The organism is Streptomyces sp. NPDC049887 (assembly GCF_040656535.1).
Classification (GTDB): domain Bacteria; phylum Actinomycetota; class Actinomycetes; order Streptomycetales; family Streptomycetaceae; genus Streptomyces.
In genome coordinates, this window is record NZ_JBFAMM010000019.1 from 105,023 (window position 1) to 123,374 (window position 18,352).

Here is an 18,352-nt window from a genome sequence, read left to right on the forward strand (position 1 = left end):
ACTCCGTCGGCGGCCCGTCAAGAAGGATCGAGGCCGGAAGTCGTTGCAGCACCCCAGCTCAAGGGGTGCGATGGACTTCGAGCTCCGTGGGGACCGGGCACCGCAGAGTCCCAGGAAGCTGTCACGGGAACGGGAGGCATGCTCCCGGCTCGTGCAGCAGGTATACAGCAATACCGAGGTAGGCCGGATCGTCGACGTCGACCAGCTCAACCGCCGCCCACGCAAAACGCTCGGCTGGGAAATCTCAGCCGAGCGCCTGCATGAACTGCTCGCGGCCTGATCAACACGACCACGTGTTGCAACGACCCCCTAGAAACCGCCGAGAGCCCGGGCCCTTTGGAACTGCTGTGAGTGAGTTACGGGGTAGCCCCACCCGTGCACACCATGCCGAACTCACCGAACCAGTCACCGTTGGTGCTATTGGAGCTGAACTTACCGGGTGAGATCGTTCCGTCATATACGTAGCCGAGACCGACACCACCCCAGTGATAGACGGCGGCCTTCACTGGGAGGTTGTTCACGTACGACCCGATGCCGTACTCGAATCCATGCTCCCCGAAGTTGCCCAGGTCGATGCACGCCTTCGTACTGGTGCTCGTGATGTCGAGATCAACGTAGTTGATGTTCTCGTAGAGACACAGCTTCCCCGTCGGGCAGCCTCCGACTGCCGCCGCAGACGGAGCCGTCGCAACCATTCCGGCGACGGCCAACCCACCGGCGAACACCCCAGATATCAACTTGCGCTTCAGGTTCATGCCAAGCCCCTCCCGATAGGCGATGATCAACGAGGAGAGTACACGATCACTTGGACCGCGTCCTATGTGGTGAGGCGGATGAGTCGTTTGTAGCAGCAGAGGGCGGCGGTGAGGCCGAGGAAGGCCAGGTAGTTGCGGGGGTGGCATTCTTAGCGGTAGTTGAGTCTGCGGTAGCCGGTGAGCCAGGACATGGTGCGTTCGATGACCCAGCGACGTCGGCCGAGTCGTTCGCTGGACTCGATGCCACTGCGGGCAATCCGGATCGCAGCCACCCGCGCCCACATCGACGGGCCCACGCTCAAAAGCCGTACCCACTCCTTCGCCTTCGACGAGCAGATCGGCACCAGGATCATCCGGTCCACCGCCTTCCAAGGCGGGACCACGACTACCGAGGGCAAGGTCGCCGGGTACGTCGCCAAGTACGCCACCAAGGGCACCGAAGCCGCCACCGGCACCCTCGACCACCGGCTGAAGAAGATCACCGACCTCTGGTTCGAGTCCGTACCCGAACATGCCGCCCGCACGATCGACACAGCATGGACCCTCGGCGCTCGCGACAACCTCAAGCACCTGAACCTGCGCAAGTGGGCCCACATGCTCGGCTTCCGCGGCCACTCCTCCACCAAGACCCGCGCCTACTCCACCACTCTCGGTGCCCTCCGGGCCGCCCGCGCCGCCTGGCACCGCCGCCACACCGCTCCGCCCTCGCCGACCACCCTCGTTATCGCTCACTGGGCCTACGACGGCACCGGCCTCACCCCCGACCTCGAACGCCTCGCGGGCTTCATCAACGGTGGCCCGGGACGGCAACCCGGCCGCAGAAACAACCAACCCACTGCACGCTGCGACGTGCACACCGCCGCCAAACCCCCGGCGGGACAACGCACACAGAAAGCAACGACCCAACATCCCCGCCGCACAGGTTAAAGATCGAGGCTAGCTCCAACCACACCAGCCTGTCGACGATCGGCCAGCCAGTCTGTTCACCCTCGAGAACTTGGGGCCTCATTCCCCAGGCGGCGCAGTGATTGCATGGCTTCGCGCTCCATTCGTGACAGATCACCGAGGACCGAGCCGGCCTGGACGAGGCACTGTGTATCGCCCGATTCCCCAGCCTTCTTGATCAGTGCTGCTACTTCCGTCCACAGAATGGCCGCCTCGGTGTACAGCGTGTGGCCGGTGCGCAGGTGGCTGCTGTCGAGCAGATCGGTGCATTCGGCGAGGAAGTCACGGTAGAAGTTGCGGAACATGGCGCCACCGGTGCCGGCCTTCTCCATCAGCATGGCAGCCTGAGTCAGGTCTCGCTGTGGGTTGTCGGCGCGCTCGAGCCATGTGCGCACCAGCTTGCCGGCCTTCTCGATGCCGCGGTGGCCGAGGTTGGCGATGGGCGGGTTGAGGAAAGCGTCGGCACATGCGGTGATGGCGGGGACGATCTGCTCGTGCGGGGTGGGCAGGCTTCCTGGAGCGGTGAGAGTGAAGGACCGGTGCTTGGCGGTCATCGGGCCGCGCGCGGCCCTGGCCCGAGCGAGGTTGGTCAGGTGGGTGGAGACGGCTCCGCCCTGCTGGTCGGTGTCCACCAGGTAGGCGTAGTGGTCGTCGTAGCCGTACATGGCGACGACGTGGCCGCCGAAGTGGACCTTTGAGTCGAAGTAGTCCAGGTAGTAGCTGTCGAGCTGGAGTCCGACGGGGTGGCCGGCGTCGATGGAACACGCCACGTTGTCCCATGCCTTGCGCGGAGAGGCGGTTTCCAGGACCAGGAGGTCCAGCCCGAGCCTGGTGGTCAGGTTCCTGGTGAGGTCGAGAGGCCTGACCCGTCCTCCGAGGAAGGGAAATCCCATGTTCCTGCCGTCCCAGTAGATGAAGGACAGGCCGGAGCCGAGGCCGAACAGCATGGGCTCGGACAGATCAATTCCCTGGTGTCGCAGCAGCACCCCCATCACTGTCGTCTCGCAGTGCTGAGTGCCGCGCGCCTCGATGTCCATCACCGCGGTCATGGCGCGCTCTCCTGGACGGGGACGATCAGTCGGGTCATCAGTTCCTCTTGTGGTGCCTCTGCCGGCCCGACGAGATACGCCTCGCGCACGGGTGCTTGCGGGCGCAGTCCACGCTCGTGGATGGTGGCGAAGAGTGCGTTGTAGGCCAAGGGAAGTTGCACGTAGGCACCGATGTGCACGGTCTCGACAACAAGTCCGCCGGGCAGTACCTCGTATTCCAAGCCGGGTGTCCCCTCCCCCTGCGGAATCTGCGCTCCGACGGCGATCTCCATCCGCTCTGCCAGGTCCAGCGGGTACAGCCCCCACAGCGGCGGCTCCCATGCGATCCCCGTCTCGCCGAGCGTGGGCAGTAGTCGACCTACGCAGTCCCCGACTCTGGTCCCGATTTCCGCGGGGGTGCAGATCTCTCGCACCACTGCCAGCCGTCGCTCCGGCTCTCTGGCCAGGATCACCTCATAGCCGGGCAGACCACCCTCTACCAGCCGTTCCAGCAACTCCAACCGAATCTGGTCCCTGCTGATCCGAGCGGCCAGCCGATCCCGCTCGGCGCGCAGTATCCCGGCCCTGTGCCCAGGCCCGGCAGCCAGTGCCTGGGCGATCACGGCCAGGGGAAGATCCAGCTCACGCAGCAGGGCGATGGCCAGGGCATCGCGCGCCTGTTCGGGTGCGTAGTAGCGGTAGCCAGAACTGGTGTCCACCCTGATGGGGGCCAGCAGCCCCATGTCGTCGTAGTGCCGTAGCTGCTTCACGCTGAGGCGGCACAGGCGGGCGAAGCGCCCGATGGTGAGAAGTTCGTCTTGCACGCCATCATGGTGGACTCTCCCACCGTGGGAGAGTCCAGAGCCGAGTCGATCAATTCAAGAATGCCCTACTCGCTGCCGTCGTTTCGAGCATGCGGGTACAGCCTCCGGCAGGGACCGGAGGTCAAACTGGACTGGCAGCGCGAGCGGGGCAGTCTTCGGCAGCGAGTCGGTGTGCGGTCGGCTGGTCAGCCTGTTGACCGTAGCGTCATGCCACCGCTTCGTCGTCGCCGAGCATGCTGAAGCGGACGTCGCAGCGTCCAGGGCAAGGGCGAGCCCGTGGGCGGGATACTCGCCGAGGAGAGTTGGGCACCGCGCTGCCATCCGACTACAAGTACCGCGCAGAGTGGGCCCCGTGGGAACCCCGCCGCTGCGGCTGCGGCTGTTCTCCGGCGCCACCCCGAATCGTCACCACCGGACGCCGCCGCATCCTCCGCCTCGCGAAGCACCGACCCCGGACCGACGTGATCACCGAGGCGGGGCAACGGCTCGCAGCCCTGCCGAACCCCGGCTGACCGGCAACTTCCCCACCCCTACGAGCAGGACCACCCGACCGGAGCAGCGGAACCCGGCGCCCACTCGACGCGACAGCCGGGCTACCAACCTGCCCACGTGCGGAAAGGGCCACCTCGACCGAACCGAAAGGGCGTATCAGCAAGCTGATGGACCCTCATGCGAGATCGACACCAAGCGGCGGCCCTACCCCCGAAGTGGTAGAGCCGCCGTCCACTACTTCTTGGGAGCCTGGATGCTTACTATCCAGCGAGCTCCTCCAGCGGCTTCGATGGTGAAGCGGAGCTTGCGGCTCGCAGCCAGGTTGAGCCGATTTGCATTCTTCTCGACTCTGGACTTGGAGCAGCCAGGGTGTAGTCACCGACGGTGTCCAGAGTGAGTTTCAGCTCAACGGTTTCGTTATCCGAAACGCAGTTCGGCTTTACCCAGGATTCACCCTTCGGGAGCGGCAGGTCGACTGCGGCAGGTTGGATGACCAACGAGGCCCCCGAGCACCGTGATTGAGACGTCAGACGTCTCGATCAACAGCCCGGGGACCTCGCTGATTGCGCTCCACGGCCCATCACCCGATCGGTGGCGACCTCGAAGAAGCTCACCGGACAGACTCTCAGCTGGCGTTGGCGCAGATGGCCCGGACAGTAACGTTGAAGGAGGAGCCGGTGGTGTTGCGCATGGTGCTTCTCCACGTGGTGTTGCTGATCGGTCCGGACTCATAGAGGTACACACCGCTACTCACAAAAGTGTTGGTGTTGAGGCCGCCGCCCGTGACCACCGTGCCGGCCGGACAGGTTGCCGTAAATGTACAGAAGCTGTCGGCCCCGCACGACTGAGTGTTGGAGACCTGTTGATAGCCAGATACTCCGGGGGGGCCGGGAGGGCCGGGAGGTCCGGGAGGTCCGGCCGGGCCGGGAGGTCCGGGAGGTCCGGGCGGGCCGGCTTTGCCCCTGCACTTGTCTCGGTCGCCCACCGCAAGCGCGAGAGAGCCGTCGTAGGGGTGTCTGTCGCACCGGTCGTCTTCTGATACCGGCGACACGGGTGCCTGAGCCGTCATCCCGTGAGCCGGACCGGCGGCCAGCGCCGGAGTGACCATGGTCAACAGCGCCGTCGAGACCAAGAGGCCACCGGTCAGCACTGTTGTACCTCGGGAGAAGGACCGGAGTCGGGGTCCAGCACACATGGCGGAGCTGCTTTCGTAGTCGGCGCATCCCAGGGCGCCAAAGGGCACGTCCTCCGACGTCTTCCGAGCTCATGGTCAGGCCATGCCGGTCTCCGGCCGAGTGAGGCACGCTGAATCATCAGCTCAACGGCCCAACGAAGGGTCGCATCGTGGCAGGAGTGCATGCGAGCCGGAGAGGTGAGGTCCTTCCCTCTGAGCCGGACAGCTCGATACTCGGTCGGACAGAGCAGTCGTCGGTGGCGAGCAAGAGCAGCAACACGAGCTTGCGGCATACACCCGACGTCAAACTGGGTGGACCGGGGCAAGGCCGACCAGGGCGGGGACCGACTGGCTCGTCGACCACGAAGGAGCGCGAGGAGCTGCGGCGAAAGGGTCCGTTAGCTCCAGGCCGAGAAGCAGATCCTCGCGGCGTACGGCGCTCCGCGTATCACGACGGCACTGCGCCGGGAGGGCCGGAGGTTCAACCGGCAGAAGGCCGAGCGACTGATGCTCGAGTACGACATCCACTTCGCTCGAGGGTCCGGGCGCGATTCCTGCGTCGGCCGCATCGCCGGTCCGGCGCGGGGCGAAGACATGCACTTCCGGTACTGGTGCTCTGACCGGGATGGTCCACCGGTTGGCGGTAGGCGGTGCAGGGCTTGCGGAAATCGGTTTCGAGCGTTGTGCCGGTGCCTCTACTGTGGCGCGGTGATGACTCAGGTGATCGTTGTCAACGGTGGCTCGAGCTCGGGGAAGTCCGGGATCGTGCGGTGTCTGCAGGCGATTCTGCCGGATCCGTGGCTGGCCCTCGGGACAGACACTCTGGTTGATGCGATGCCGGCGTCCATGCAGGCTTCGGGTGACGGCATCGAGTTCGCCCCGGACGGAGAAGTGATCCCCGGTCCGGAGTTCCGGACGCTGGAAGCGGCATGGATCGAGGGGGTCGCCGCGATGGCCCGTGCTGGTGCCCGGGTCATCGTCGATGAGGTCTTCCTCGGCGGGGCGTACTCGCAGGAGCGATGGCAGAAGGCTTTGGGTGAACTTCGGGTGCTGTGGGTCGGCGTCAGGTGTGACGCTGCGGTGGCCGCGGCCCGAGAGGTGGCACGAGGCGATCGGACCATCGGGATGGCCGCGTATCAGGCGGAGGTGGTCCACCAGGGCGTGACCTATGAGATGGAGGTGGACACCACCCATGCAGAGGCGATGGAGTGCGCACGGACCATCGCGGCAAGGGTCAAGTGATCGATGACCTTCGTCTGCCGTAATCGCAGCCCAGGGACGAGTCAGGCTGCGGTGGTTGGGTGGCGCCCGCCCCAGCGGATGCCACCTTCTCCGCATGGGTGGTGTCGCGTTCCTTGCGCTGGGCGGCGGGGTGGCGGGCGTGGTGTTGCGCCGGCGCAGGTAGGCGTGCAGGGCCTGGGTCTGCGCGAGTTGGCTGCGACGGCGGGAGTCGGCGACGGTGAAGTGCCGCAGCGGACCGAACGAACTCCCCTGCCTCGATGCCACTCGCCACATCAGCCTCAACTGTCGCCTCCAGCTGGGACATTGCACCGCTCACCGTGCAGACCCCGTCGGGCTGCGGGCCTGCTGGCACCATCCGTGTACCCGGCCCCGCCGCGATCGCCGTGCCCGCAGTCCTCTGTTACACCCACGCCATTGCCACGGCGAAGTGCCCGGCCGACGGGGCAGTGTGTTCCAGACCCACCTCCCTCGGTGCACATCGCGGTTGTCAGGCCCTCGGACGCGGTGACACGCACCGTCCTGCTGCCGGAGGCCCAGAGGAATGTGAGCCGGGCCGCCCGGTCGCAGGGGCGGCCCGGCATTCCCGTACGGCTACGCCACCTCGGCCACGGCGGCAGAAGCCACGGCTGACGCCCTCAGCCGCCGGGCGAAGACACCCGCCAGCAACCCCATGAGCAGCAGGATCGGCAACGCCTCCAGTGCGGCCAGCTCCGGACGGGCCACACCGGCCACGGTGACCAGCACGAAAGCGCCCGCAGCCACGATCGCCGCGCGCAGCAACCGGGTGCGCCAGGGAAGCCCCAGGGCGAGGAAGGCGATGCCGGTGGCCGCCGCTGCCGTCTTGAGCTGAGCGATCACATACAAGCTCATCATCGGCGCCGCGGGGAGCGGATCCATCACGGACGCCTGAGCCGCATGGACGGCGAGCACGGCGTTCTCCACCATGTCCAGGGCTCCAGCCGCGATCATCGCGGCAAGACTGAGCGTGCCGAGCAGGCGGGTGACGGTCAGAGCCCTGGCTGCGGCGAAGGTGGTCAGGTAGGCGATGACGAAGAGGCTGTCGAAGGCCATCCACACCAGCACGGCGTCCGCGCTGTCGCTGAGGGGCCGCAGGAAGGCGCCGGGAGACAGCGGCACGTCCGTGGGCTGAAGGTGCACCTCCGCGTGAAGGGCTGAAAGGGTCTGGAAGGCGACCGCACACGCGAAGGTCACCAGAGCCCCGACCAGACCAGCGCGATAGAGCGCACGGGTCGAGGGCGTCAGAGATGCGGTCATCGGGCGTTCTCCGTCCCGGGGAGGGGAGGCATGATGCCGGCGGTGAAGTCGTCCCCGTCCCGATGGGACTCCATCCGCTCGACGACGTGCACAAGCCGATCTCGCAGCCCGGTGAGTTCCTCCATCTGTCGCTCGACGGCCGCGATGCGACCTCGCAACAGCTCGACGGCATGGGTCACCGGGCAGTCCGGAACCTGCTCGCAGGCATCCACCAGCTCCTTGATCTCTTCCAGTCTCAAGCCCAGGCGCTGGCCGACCCGGATGAAGTCGAGCCTGTCGAGCGCCTCGGGCGGGTATCGGCGGTGGTCGCCAACGGTCCTCTCCGCAGCCGGGAGCAATCCCTCCCGCTCGTAGAAGCGAATGGCGTCCACCGAGACACCACCGGCGCGCGCCAGTGCCCCGATGCTGAACCGGGATACTCCCGGCAGGATGGCTGTGGTCATGCACTCGACGCTAGATCCTGGACACGACTCCAGGTTCAACCCCTCTCCTCGTGACCTACACCACACGGCGCCGGGAACGCGTTTTCCTGAGCGACTCCCCGATGACGCGGGCGCCTTGCGGCCCGATCGCTGGGCGAGGATATGCGGAGCCGGCGGAACCGGCGCCGTAGCGCGTGGTCGGGCAGGCGATGCCCGCCGGCCGCAGCCGGAACGGGATGGTGGTGACCAGATCCCCACCGGGGAGGAAATGGACGCTGCGGTGGTTCGCCCAGACCGTCATCGTCCTGCCACCCACGACCCGGTGGATACCGATTCGCTGCCTGCCCGTTATTGGACCGTGTCCCAAGTGCCGTCGGATCGTCGAAGTGTTCAGGTGGCGGAGTACATGGAATTGGAGTGTTCCGGACGGGCCGTGAGAGAGCGAAGCCGCTTCCCATCGAGGAAGAAGTGATCCCGCCGTCGAAGCTGCGGTCGCAGGGACGGCGCGATACAGGACACGCCGGACAGGACACTGCTCGCGCCATCGTCCACTTGCTGGTCGGCAAACGAGCCTGGCGGGCCCGGCCACCGCGCTTCGGCCCCTCCAAGTCCGAGGCTCACCGTGGGACCACGATCCGGTCAAGGGCCGGAGTCCGGGGGCGTCCGCCACGGACCGAGATCACCTCACAGCCAAGTCCCACTTCCGCGACTCCGCCGGAGGCGAGCGAGGGGCGCATGTGTGTTCCTCGTCGAGCCGCGCCAAGCGGGGCATGCCTCCACTACCAATTCACCGCCGCAAACGCGCGTGAGAGTTCCAGCAGACGCCGGTCTGTTCCCTGGCCTCCGATGACCGCCAGGCCCACGGGCAGTCCACTCACCGACATCCCGGGAAGCACCAGGCAGGGCAAACCCGCTGCGCTGGCCAGACAGGTCAGTCGGAACGTCTCACTCCGAACAACGCTCATGCGTTCGAGTGGTTCGGTGGCCAACGGTGCCGGCCCGTGTGCTGCAGGCAGCAGCAGCAGCGTGTCCGGCGCAAGCAACTCGCGCAAGGCGCCTCTCGCCCGGCGGACCATTCGCTTCGCAGCTTTCCGGCTCTCCGGTGTGATACGTGATGCGCGAGTGAAGCGGGCTGCTACCCCTGGGCCGAGGACGCCCGGGTGAGCGCTGACCCAGGCACCGTCGCACTCCCATGCCTCGGCGCCTTGGGCGGTGGCAAAGGCCGTCGCGAGCGCGATCGGATCGACCCCGGGAGAGGGCAGTCGCTCGAGTCGCAGTCCCGTCTTCCCGGCCAGGTCGGTGACGGCGCGCGGGAACGCCTCCCGCACGCCGGGACCAGCGAGTGCCGTGAGGGAGTCAGCCACCAGCGCCCTGGACAACGCGCCTTCGGCACCGGTGCCATCGGATGGGGGAAGCAATACGTCGCCGATCCGTGCCAGCGTCCGGCCATCCCGCGCGACCCAGGCCACGGTATCGAAGGATGGCGCGAGTGGAAGCATGCCGCTTGTGGGGACGGCGCCGTGAGTGGGCCGCAGGCCGTACAGACCGCAGTACGACGACGGCACCCGGATCGACCCGGCGGTATCGCTGCCGAGCCCGGCATCGACCTCGCCCAGCGCCACGGCGGCGGCCGGACCACTGGACGAACCGCCCGGGATGCGGCCGGGTGCCGCGGGATTGGGCGGGGTGCCGTAGTGCGCATTCGTCCCGTTGAGGCTGTACGCGAATTCATCGGTCTGCGCGATCCCTGTCAGGTCCGCCCCCGCGTCGAGCAACGCGGCCACAGCCCACGAGTGAGTCCGCTGTGGCTCCGCCTCGGCGAGCCACACGGGGTTCCCCGCACCCAGCCGGTGTCCGGCGACGGCGTGCACGTCCTTGACCGCCAGCCGCAAACCGCACAGCGGGCCGCGACCGGATCCCGCGATCAGCGGTTCACCCCGCTCCCGCCATACCGCGAGATCTGCGTCTGCCGAACCCATGGCGCTCTCCTGCACTCCCGACAACAGCCCTCATCGCCGCGCCGGGGCGTCTCGACCGCAGCTCCGGATCCGTCATCGGTCCGAAGCCCGACGCAAGCCATTCGCTCCGGCATGGTATCCATCTGGTCGGAGGATGGGAGGCAAGACCGTCCTGCGCCCCCGGTTCGGCTTACCACCGGGAGTCCGTGGTCGAGGCGGACTCCGTCACGGACCGGGGAACGAGGTGGGTTGCGTTGACGGTGCGCCAGCGGATCCGAGCGGACTCGATGAGCTGGAGCGCCGTCGCAAGAGCCGCATGACTCCGAGGAAGTTCGACTCGATCGGGTTCGTGGTCCACATGTGAACCCGTTGCTCGGCTGGGAAGTGATGGAGTGCGGCGGGTCCTGCAGCTCCTCAGTGATCTTCGTGGCGCCCTGGGCCGTTTCGTCCCGTGGGTCTTCGTGGCCGCCCTTGGTCGCCTTCTCCGCGTGCGCGGGGTCGCGCGAACCGCAGCAGGGCCGACCCGACGCGCGGTGCGCGAGTTCTGCACTGCGGAGACCGCGCAGCCGGGTCGGACCGGTGGGCGCGCGCGTAGGTCGGCGGCGCCGGGGCTCTAGCGGCGGTATCGTGCTTGGCCGGGGACGGAGTGGCAAAGCCGTCCTGGCTGATCGCGATGCAGGTGGGACGGTCACCGGCATCCAGGTCGGCGGCGCGCGGTCCGGCGCGGATGTGGGTGGCGGTGATCGTCTCGGCGACGGTGGTCCTTCGTCCACTCGCGCGCGGGCCCGCCGGAACCCGGCCGTGGATCAGCTCGGGTACGTGCCCGGAACCATGCGGCGTCAGCCGGCGCAGGGCCATCCGAGTGCCGCCCGGGCGCCGGTGGCTCTCTCTCCACCCGCGCACCGGTATGAGTGGGGCGCGGGCGCTGCATTGCGAGAGACGGTCGGGCGGGCCTGCCTCCGGTTCAGAACGTCGAGAGCTGCGGGGAGCGCAGGATGGTTGTGGTGGCGAATGTGTTGGCGGCGATCTTCGGATGTGCGGCTGTCGCAAAGCTGACTGACCGAAGGGCACTACCGCAGGCCATCGTCGACTTCGGACTGCCGGCCCGGACGGCGACGCCTCTCGGCGGACTTCTCGTGGTCTGCGAGTTCGCCGTCGCGCTGGCCCTTGCCGTACGTCCATGGGCACGTGGCGGTGCTCTGGGGGCGCTCGTGCTGCTGGCCGGCTTCAGCGCGGCCATCGCGCTGAATGTGTCCCGCGGACGGACCCCCGCCTGCCGATGCTTCGGAGGAGCGCACACCGCTCCGGTCGGCTGGTCGACCGTCGCCCGCAACGGGCTCCTCGCGACCCTGGCAGCGTTCGTCGCCCTCGGTGGACGCTTCCCCTGGCTCTTCGCGGGGCTTGCCGCTGCCACAGCACTCGCCTGGCTCGGGCTGCGGCCGGTACGAATCAGGAAAGTGCGGCCTGGCATGGTCGCACGCGGCTTCTCCCTGCCGGACGAGACCGGTCGAACGTGGACCATGGACAGTCTGCTGGCGGCGCATCGACCACTTCTCCTCGTCTTCAGCGATCAGGCCTGCAGCGCATGCAGCGCATTGCTCCCGCAGGTGGCCGGTTGGCAGGAGACCTACGGCGAGCGCGTGACCATCGCCGTCGTGAGCGGGGGCACGCAACACGCGAACGTCCTCGCCGGGGCGGACGGGCCGGATGGGGCCGCACCGCACCGGCTGTTGGCGGACGCCCACCGTAGAGTGCTTGCCGATTACGGGGTCACTGCCACCCCTTCCGCTGTGCTGATCAACGCTGAGCGGGTTGTCGTGGCTGCTCCGGCGGTCGGTGCAGCGGAGATCCGCGGCCTGATCGAGAAGGCGCTTCGGACCCGCGGCGGCTCGACGATCGCGCGGCGGGCGGTGCTGTTCGCCTCGGCGGCTCTTGCACCTGCCCTCGCCTCGGCCTGCACTGCAGCCCGGGACATCAGGAGCATCGCCCCCTCCGGGACGCCACCGAAGCAGGTCGAGGTGGGTGGGGGCTGGTTGTGCGATCAGCGCTACGCGCTGTGCACCTCGGCGTCGTGCGAACCGTCGCCGGACGATCCGAACGTCGTCATCTGCCGCTGCGCGGTCGAGGACGGCTACTCCTACGGGTTCACCTCGTGTGACGAGCGAGCGCCGAAGCGCGACAAGCTGATCTCGACGTTCTCGGTACAGAACACCAGCAGCCGAACACACGCAATGACATGCACCGACCGTGCCAGGTGGGCGAACTGCCTCGACGTCACCTGTCACATCGATCCGCAAGACCCTCACCGGGCGCTGTGTCACTGCCAGTCGGTTGAGAGCGAGAACTTCTTGACCTTCGGCGGCAACTGCGACACGCGTACGTGCGCCACGGTGATCTGGTCAGCGGCGACCCAGGAGTTGCCGGGCGTCGCCGAGTACAAGAGCGCCATGAAAGGCATCGGTCTCCCGGTCACCTTCCCCGAAGCGTGTCCCAGCAGCACACCGGAGGCAATCAGCCGTTCCGTACAACCCCTCCGAGTTCGATAGGGCCCCGGATCGTTCAGAGTGGGGATGAGTCGAGCCGGAGTGCAGCGCGCTCGGTGGAGCCACGCTACTCGGCCACACGCTCTAGGCGCTGCCCCAGTTCGTACTCGACGGGCGTGAGCATCTCCACGGTGGAAAGCCGGCGCTGCCGGTTGCGGAAGACCCGTACCGCCGCTGCGATCCGCTTATGGCTTCGGCCGTGATCCGCTGACATCCTTCAGGCGCATGAGGGATCGGCGTGCTCCGGGTTTCGGCGGACCGGCAGCAGTTGACTGAGAGCGATGAGGAGGAGCCCACCGAGCAGGAAGGCGTTTCCGCCGAGGAAACGGACCTCCCAGGAAAAGCTCGGCAAGATTCCAAAGTAGAAGAGGCTCTGCAGAAGCGGGGACGCGCCCGTGAGCAGGGCACCGAGGCCGTGGAGCTTCGGCCTGCCGACGTGGCGACGCGCCGTGGGAAGGATCCACCCCGTCCGCAGCGTCACGATTCCCGAAGCGATTGCCAGCAGCCCCAAGAGCCCGCCCGTTCCTACCACCCATGCCATGGTGCCGCTCCGCTCCGACCGCTGACAGGCCAGAAACGCGAGTTGCGCCCGGCCTGAAGATGCCCACATTGTGGCTGGACCTGGTGGGGCCTGACCATGCCGGTGCCAGGCAATCTCCGCGCTTCCTCACTGCTGTCCATACGCCGGCGGCTCAGGATCCGCCGGCCAGTTCCGAGGCCGCGTTGGCGAGCATGCCACCGGTCAGGGCGGCACGGCGGCCGAACCCGTTGGTGAGGAAGCCGCCGAGGGGCTGGGAGATCACCGATCCGGTGCCGACCACGGCAAGGATCAGACCGATGGTGTGCAGGGGGACACTCTGACCTGGCTGAGGTAGATGCTGAGGAACGGTTTCTTCATGGCGCCGAGGCAGTTGACCAGGGTGCCGGTCCACAGGGACCCAGAAGGCGGCCGGCATTGGAGGGCCGGCCCGACGACGACGAACTCCGTGTGCGCGGCCCCCAGCGCTTCACGGGTTCACGCGCTGTCGGCCGGCAGCGCTCGAGGCAGGGCTTCAGGCCAGCAGCAGCGGCATGTCCCAGTCCTGGGTCACCCCTTGCGCGGCGTAGGCGTCCAGCGCCAGGGCCACGCCCGCGGCACCGTCGAGGTAGCCGGACACATCGCTGCCGTACTCCGCCCGGGTCATGGTGAAGCGGTGGCCGAACGGGACGTCCGGGTCGTATGCGTCCACGAGTACGGCGGCGACCCGGTCCCGGACGCGGTCCAGCGCCGGGTCCCCGAACTCCTCGTTCATCCGCCCCAACTGGTGCAGTACGCCGGCCCAGCCGTGGCACAACGCGTGATCGTGCGTGCCCCAGTCCGCCAGCGGAACCGCCGCGAGCCGCCCGGCCGACTCCCCGGCCAGGCTCGTCAAGTCGGGCCGCCCGAAGGCCAGTCCGGCCAATTGGAGGGCCCTGGACACGCCAGGGGCTCCGTAGCACCACGAGGGCCATCCGGCCGGTTCGGAGTACGCTTCGGGGCCGGCACGCCACTGTTCGAATCCCAGGTAGCCGGGCCAGTACGGGCCGTGCTCGTCGCGGACCGTCCAGTGCGTCAGCAACCCCGCGATCTCCTCGGCGGCCTCCTGCTGCCCGGGGACCCGCACCCCTTGCAGCCAGGCCAGCGACAGCAGTGCCAGCGGGCCGGCGACACCGTGCGAGATCCCCAGGTTGAGGTGACCGCCGGGCATCGAAGCCTCGGCCCCGACGCGCGGGGCGTCCAGCGCCCACCAGCGCGGCACCTGGTGCCCTCGGTGCTCGACCGTGCCGCGGGCCAGCCTGGTCAGATAGCCGAGGACGCTCTCCAGCGCCTCGCCGCACTCCTCGGCGCGGGCCAGGAGGTAACGGCCGACGCCGGTGAGTCCGCGCACCACCTCGTAGGTGCCGATGGTGGTCAGCGGTGCGTCGTCCACCGGCGGCAGGACGGTCCGGACCACATCGCGCTGGTAGGCGTCGAGGTTCCGCAGCGCGGAGACATAGCCGCCGGTGGCCCGGTGTCCCGCGAGCACGGCGAAGGCAAGTGCACCAGGTCCCTTGAAGATCCCGCTGGGCACGATGCTCCCGGACGCCGCGGCCCTGGTGCCCAGGCCGAGATAGGCGTGGGCGCGCGCCGCCTGGCCTTCGACACGGGGGTGGCTGCCGTAGAGAGCCAGGGCGAGGCCGGGGCTGCCGCTTCCCAGGGTGAGTTCGGCCCACACCGGCTCGCCCACCCCGTCGTCGGCGGCCGCGGCGGGGATGCGCGTCGCGGCCATGGTGGCCACCGGGTCGGACAAGCGCTCCAGGATCCCGGCCGAGGCCTCCGCCGCGCGGGCCCGCAGGGCGGTGCGCGCGGCGGATTCGCTGCTGTCCGCATCGGGCCGGGCCTGAGCGGCCGCGGGAAGGAGCGGGCTCGTGGCGCCCATCAGGACCTCCTCGGGGCCGTGGCGGCCGTCGTGTCGTGGCCGGCCGCCGCGTGGTCACGGCGGCCGAGGTGGGCGCGGGCCGCACCGCGCAGGACGGCGTAGCCCCGGGCCTCGGCGGCGGCGTCGATGCCGAACAGCCGGTTGTGCCGCATGTGCAGCAGGGACAGGACGGCCTCGTCACGGTCGGCGGCCGGTGCGTCCAAGAGGAACCGGCCGTACGCGGCGGCTTCCGGTGTGCCGGTCCACAGTCGTTCCAGAGCCGGCAGGTGCAGGGCATCGGCGACCCGTGCGGTCGTGCCTCCGGGACGGATCAACCGGTCGGCGGTGGCCCGGTGACGCTGGTAGACGGCGTGATCGGGGGTCTTGGTGAAGATGTGGTCGGCCCAGGAGCACCAGTCCCACTCCCCCAGCGCGTCCAGGAGCACCGCGTGCCCGACGGCCGCGAGCAGATCGTCGGGCAGGGCAGCACTGCCCGCACGGCGGGCCCGCAGCTGGAGCAGGGCGGACAGGCTGTCGGTCTGGAACAGGCGCTCGGCGGCCTCCTGCGCGGCGGGCCCGCCGTAGCGGTCGGTCTCGGGACGGTAGCCGTCGAGCGTGAGGGAGCGCACGGCACCGGATTCGATCCAGGCACGGGCGTGCCGGGCGACGGCGGGCAGGACACGGGTGTTGAGGGTGTCCGGCGACCCGTGGAACCGGAGCCTGAGGTGGGGGTCGGGATCCCGGTAGCGGAGGAAGAACCACCGGTCGGTCTCCGCCTCCACGTCGGCGAGGAGGGCGGGCAGGCGGTCGGTCAGCAGCATGTCGTGCGCCGCGGGCTCGGCGTACATCTTCACGAACAGCCAGTCCTCGCCGGGCAGATGGAAATCGGTGGGTGCTCTGCGAATCGGCGTGGCGCGCGGGGCCTGCCGGGGCTCGGGCGCCGTGTTCCCCGTTCGGGCGGGCGCCGCCTCCTCGGGGCCGGGCCGTGGGACGACACCCGCGCGCACCAGCGGGATGACGACCTCGGTGCTGTGGCCGTCGTTCCAGCCCAGTCCACTGCCGTCGGCGGTGAGGTCCTCGTACAGCACGAACCGTGGTTCGGCCGCGGTGAGTTCGGCACGCAGCAGGTCCTGGTCCCACGGGTCGAGCAGGTCGATGGGGAACATCTGGTCGTTGCGCGCGATCTGCAGCCGGTCGGGCACCCGGAGGCGGTCGCGCCAGACCGCCAGTCCCTCCCGCCATGCGGTGGCGGACCCGGCGCGGGCGGCATCGCGCAGGCGGCGCCCGGCGAGCCAGCGGCGGGGTGCGGCGACGACTCGGCCGTAACGGACGCGGGGTAGGCAGGGCAGGATGTCGAGACCGCCCCAGTCCCAGCCGGACCACACCCGAGGGCGTGCGGTCGCGAGGTCGGCGAGGAACCGGGCGACCGGCGGCGCCTGGGTGTCCAGGGCGAGCATGTGCGGCAGGACCGGGACCACCTGACGACCCGTCGGTTCGTGGACAAGGCGCAGCCCGTCCTCGCCGGCGGCCACGAGCAGGGTGCGCCAGTCCAGGCAGTGGGGGTCGGAGCGGTCGTCGGCGACACCGATGGGGATGCGGTGGGGCAGAAGCCGGGGCACCTGGACGATGTTGAGGGAGCGCGGGTCGCGGGGCATCAGCTCGACCTGGGCGCGCAGGGTGCCCTCGTCGGTGGGAGCGGCGGCGAGCCGGGCCAGGCCGTCGGTGAGGCCGACGGCCTCGGCGAAGCGGCCCGCGGTGGCCCCGGCGGTCCAGGATCCGATGTGGGCACTGCCCAGGAGCAGGAAGTCGCCCCGGTCGAGGTCGGCCGAGCTGTCGGCGAGGACCTGGAAGCAGAGTTCGAGGGTGCGCGGGGGGCGCACGGCCGGGTCGTGTCCTGCGGCGGTGGCGATCCGCGTGACGTCCGCCTCGGTCAGCGTCAGGTCGGTTCCGTCGAGGAGGGCCTGCTGGACGAGTTCGGCCAGCGCGGTGCGGCGCGGCCGGTCGCGCTCCTCCCCCGGACCGCTGCGCGAGTGGGCGGGCGGTACCTGGTACTCGGGGGGCAGGCCGAGGCCGCGGTGCGGGTCGACCAGGTCGCCGAGGGGTACGGCGCTCGCGGTGCCGTAGCGCTCGATGAACCGGTCGCGGTAGTCCCGCATGTACTCCAGGGTGGCCCACTCGGGGGTCATCGCCCAGACCGCGGTGGCATAGCGGCGTGCCTCCTCGCCGATGGCGTCGGGCAGGACCAGGTCGGCGGGCATCCTCAGGTCGACATGGACCGGTGGCCGTTCGTGTCCGTCGCCCTTGCGCCCGGGCGGCTCCAGCTGCCGTACCGCTTCGAGCAGGGAACGCCAGGAGGCACGACCGGCACCCGGCGGGTCGGCGCTGTGGGCGGCGGCGCGGGCACGCACCGTGCGCAGGGCCTGCGCGGTGTCGGGAAGGGCCGCGTCGAGGACGGCCTCGATGCGGTCCAGGAGGGTGCCGTCGATGCGGTGCGGGGTCATCGACGTCAGCAGGAAGCCGTGCTGGACCAGTCCGCCGAGCTGGGTGTCGAGGCGGTCGCGGTCGAGCGCGGGGAAGCGTACCGCCAGGTCGTCGAGCAGGTCGCCGTACGCGACGGGTGCGGCGGCCGCCTCACGCACGGCGGCCACCAGGGCGCTGTCTCGGACCGAGGTCTCGCGGTCGCCGGTGCGCAGGCTCACCCGGCCGTCGCGTGGCACGCACAGGTCGTTGAGGACGACGTCGACACGGCGGCGCACCGCGGGATCGGCGAGCCATTCCAGGACCCGGCGGTGCAGCCAGCCGCCGTCGAGGCGGGCATGGACAGTGCCGGGTCCGTCGAAGCCGGTCTTGGCCGCGACGCCGAAGCGAGCGACGCCGACCCCGGCGAACAGGCCGAACGGGGTGGGGCGTCCGCCGGCCCTGCGGGCGTATCGGGTGAGGGTGCGGGCGGCGCTCAGGGTGCGCTTGCGGTCGGGTTCGGGGGCCTCGTCGTCGTCCAGGCGGCGGAGGAAGGTGGCGAGGCTGCCGCTGGCGGCCTCCACCGCCTGACGCAGAAGGGGGTCTGCGGCCAGCCGCCGGATACCTGTCACCGGGTCGTCCGGGTCGACGGTGGCCGCCGCGGTGCTGCGAGGGGTGCTCGCGATGCGCACCAGCACGGGCTCACGCACGTCGAAGAGGGCCGGGTCGAGTCGCACGTCGTCGCTTCCTCGCGTCGGGTACTGGGCGGGGCACGGCAATGCGGGGCGGGGGTGGCCCGCCCCGCATTGTTCAGCGCGGC

General features: G+C 69.3%; 15 protein-coding genes and 2 pseudogenes. 4 read left to right on the forward strand and 13 right to left on the reverse strand.

Annotation, left to right across the window (positions count from 1 at the left end; translation table 11 throughout):
• Positions 1 to 151: 151 nt before the first annotated feature.
• The gene (locus AB0J10_RS22705) at positions 152 to 280 is read left to right on the forward strand and encodes a hypothetical protein (protein ID WP_363064308.1); all 129 of its coding nucleotides are present in this window, start codon (positions 152 to 154) and stop codon (positions 278 to 280) included.
• Between the two features lie 76 nt (positions 281 to 356).
• Here the strand turns inward: AB0J10_RS22705 and AB0J10_RS22710 are convergent, their stop codons facing one another.
• Positions 357 to 785, reverse strand: a complete 429-nt coding sequence (locus AB0J10_RS22710; RefSeq protein ID WP_363064310.1) for a peptidase inhibitor family I36 protein — start codon at positions 783 to 785, stop codon at positions 357 to 359.
• A 32-nt stretch (positions 786 to 817) separates the two neighbouring features.
• A pseudogene (locus tag AB0J10_RS22715) lies at positions 818 to 1,015 on the reverse strand (transposase); the annotation flags it as partial.
• Here AB0J10_RS22715 and AB0J10_RS22720 point away from each other — a divergent pair.
• Entirely contained in the window at positions 996 to 1,682 is a 687-nt protein-coding gene (locus AB0J10_RS22720) for a replication initiator (protein WP_363064311.1), read from the forward strand. The pseudogene AB0J10_RS22715 and the gene AB0J10_RS22720 overlap by 20 nt on opposite strands.
• A 56-nt stretch (positions 1,683 to 1,738) precedes the next feature.
• On the opposite strand, the gene AB0J10_RS22725 is transcribed toward AB0J10_RS22720, so the two are convergent.
• The 3 genes from AB0J10_RS22725 to AB0J10_RS22735 all read right to left on the reverse strand — a co-directional run bounded on the left by AB0J10_RS22725 (position 1,739) and on the right by AB0J10_RS22735 (position 4,798).
• The gene (locus AB0J10_RS22725) at positions 1,739 to 2,749 is read right to left on the reverse strand and encodes a BtrH N-terminal domain-containing protein (RefSeq protein ID WP_363064312.1); all 1,011 of its coding nucleotides are present in this window, start codon (positions 2,747 to 2,749) and stop codon (positions 1,739 to 1,741) included.
• Complete coding sequence (locus tag AB0J10_RS22730) at positions 2,746 to 3,552, reverse strand: MerR family transcriptional regulator (protein ID WP_363064313.1); 807 nt, start codon at positions 3,550 to 3,552, stop codon at positions 2,746 to 2,748. The genes AB0J10_RS22725 and AB0J10_RS22730 overlap by 4 nt, the downstream gene beginning before the upstream one ends.
• Before the next feature lie 1,117 nt (positions 3,553 to 4,669).
• Positions 4,670 to 4,798 carry a hypothetical protein gene (locus AB0J10_RS22735; protein WP_363064314.1) on the reverse strand — a complete coding sequence of 43 codons (129 nt, stop codon included), beginning with the start codon at positions 4,796 to 4,798 and terminating at the stop codon, positions 4,670 to 4,672.
• Positions 4,799 to 5,929: 1,131 nt separating this feature from the next.
• On the opposite strand from AB0J10_RS22735, the gene cpt reads away from it, so the two are divergent.
• On the forward strand, positions 5,930 to 6,460 hold the full coding sequence (cpt, locus tag AB0J10_RS22740; protein ID WP_363064315.1) for a chloramphenicol phosphotransferase CPT: 531 nt from the start codon (positions 5,930 to 5,932) through the stop codon (positions 6,458 to 6,460).
• Positions 6,461 to 6,501: 41 nt separating this feature from the next.
• Here cpt and AB0J10_RS22745 read toward each other — a convergent pair.
• The 4 genes and pseudogenes from AB0J10_RS22745 to AB0J10_RS22760 form a co-directional block, all read right to left on the reverse strand.
• Positions 6,502 to 6,706, reverse strand: a pseudogene (locus AB0J10_RS22745) (IS630 family transposase); the annotation flags it as partial.
• Positions 6,707 to 7,051: 345 nt separating this feature from the next.
• Positions 7,052 to 7,735 (reverse strand): hypothetical protein, encoded by a 684-nt coding sequence (locus tag AB0J10_RS22750; RefSeq protein ID WP_363064316.1) that lies wholly within the window; start codon positions 7,733 to 7,735, stop codon positions 7,052 to 7,054.
• The gene (locus tag AB0J10_RS22755; protein ID WP_363064317.1) at positions 7,732 to 8,178 is read right to left on the reverse strand and encodes a MerR family transcriptional regulator; all 447 of its coding nucleotides are present in this window, start codon (positions 8,176 to 8,178) and stop codon (positions 7,732 to 7,734) included. The genes AB0J10_RS22750 and AB0J10_RS22755 overlap by 4 nt, the downstream gene beginning before the upstream one ends.
• A gap of 758 nt (positions 8,179 to 8,936) precedes the next feature.
• Positions 8,937 to 10,136 carry an amidase gene (locus AB0J10_RS22760; protein WP_363064318.1) on the reverse strand — a complete coding sequence of 400 codons (1,200 nt, stop codon included), beginning with the start codon at positions 10,134 to 10,136 and terminating at the stop codon, positions 8,937 to 8,939.
• Between the two features lie 983 nt (positions 10,137 to 11,119).
• Here AB0J10_RS22760 and AB0J10_RS22765 point away from each other — a divergent pair.
• Positions 11,120 to 12,661 (forward strand): MauE/DoxX family redox-associated membrane protein, encoded by a 1,542-nt coding sequence (locus AB0J10_RS22765; protein WP_363064319.1) that lies wholly within the window; start codon positions 11,120 to 11,122, stop codon positions 12,659 to 12,661.
• Between the two features lie 214 nt (positions 12,662 to 12,875).
• Here AB0J10_RS22765 and AB0J10_RS22770 read toward each other — a convergent pair whose 3' ends face one another.
• From AB0J10_RS22770 to AB0J10_RS22785, 4 genes are all read right to left on the reverse strand, one after another.
• Entirely contained in the window at positions 12,876 to 13,199 is a 324-nt protein-coding gene (locus AB0J10_RS22770) for a hypothetical protein (RefSeq protein WP_363064320.1), read from the reverse strand.
• A gap of 151 nt (positions 13,200 to 13,350) precedes the next feature.
• Positions 13,351 to 13,479, reverse strand: a complete 129-nt coding sequence (locus tag AB0J10_RS22775; protein WP_363064321.1) for a hypothetical protein — start codon at positions 13,477 to 13,479, stop codon at positions 13,351 to 13,353.
• A 231-nt stretch (positions 13,480 to 13,710) separates the two neighbouring features.
• Entirely contained in the window at positions 13,711 to 15,096 is a 1,386-nt protein-coding gene (locus AB0J10_RS22780) for a lanthionine synthetase C family protein (RefSeq protein WP_363064322.1), read from the reverse strand.
• The gene (locus AB0J10_RS22785; protein ID WP_363064323.1) at positions 15,096 to 18,269 is read right to left on the reverse strand and encodes a lantibiotic dehydratase; all 3,174 of its coding nucleotides are present in this window, start codon (positions 18,267 to 18,269) and stop codon (positions 15,096 to 15,098) included. The genes AB0J10_RS22780 and AB0J10_RS22785 overlap by 1 nt, the downstream gene beginning before the upstream one ends.
• Positions 18,270 to 18,352: the final 83 nt, after the last annotated feature.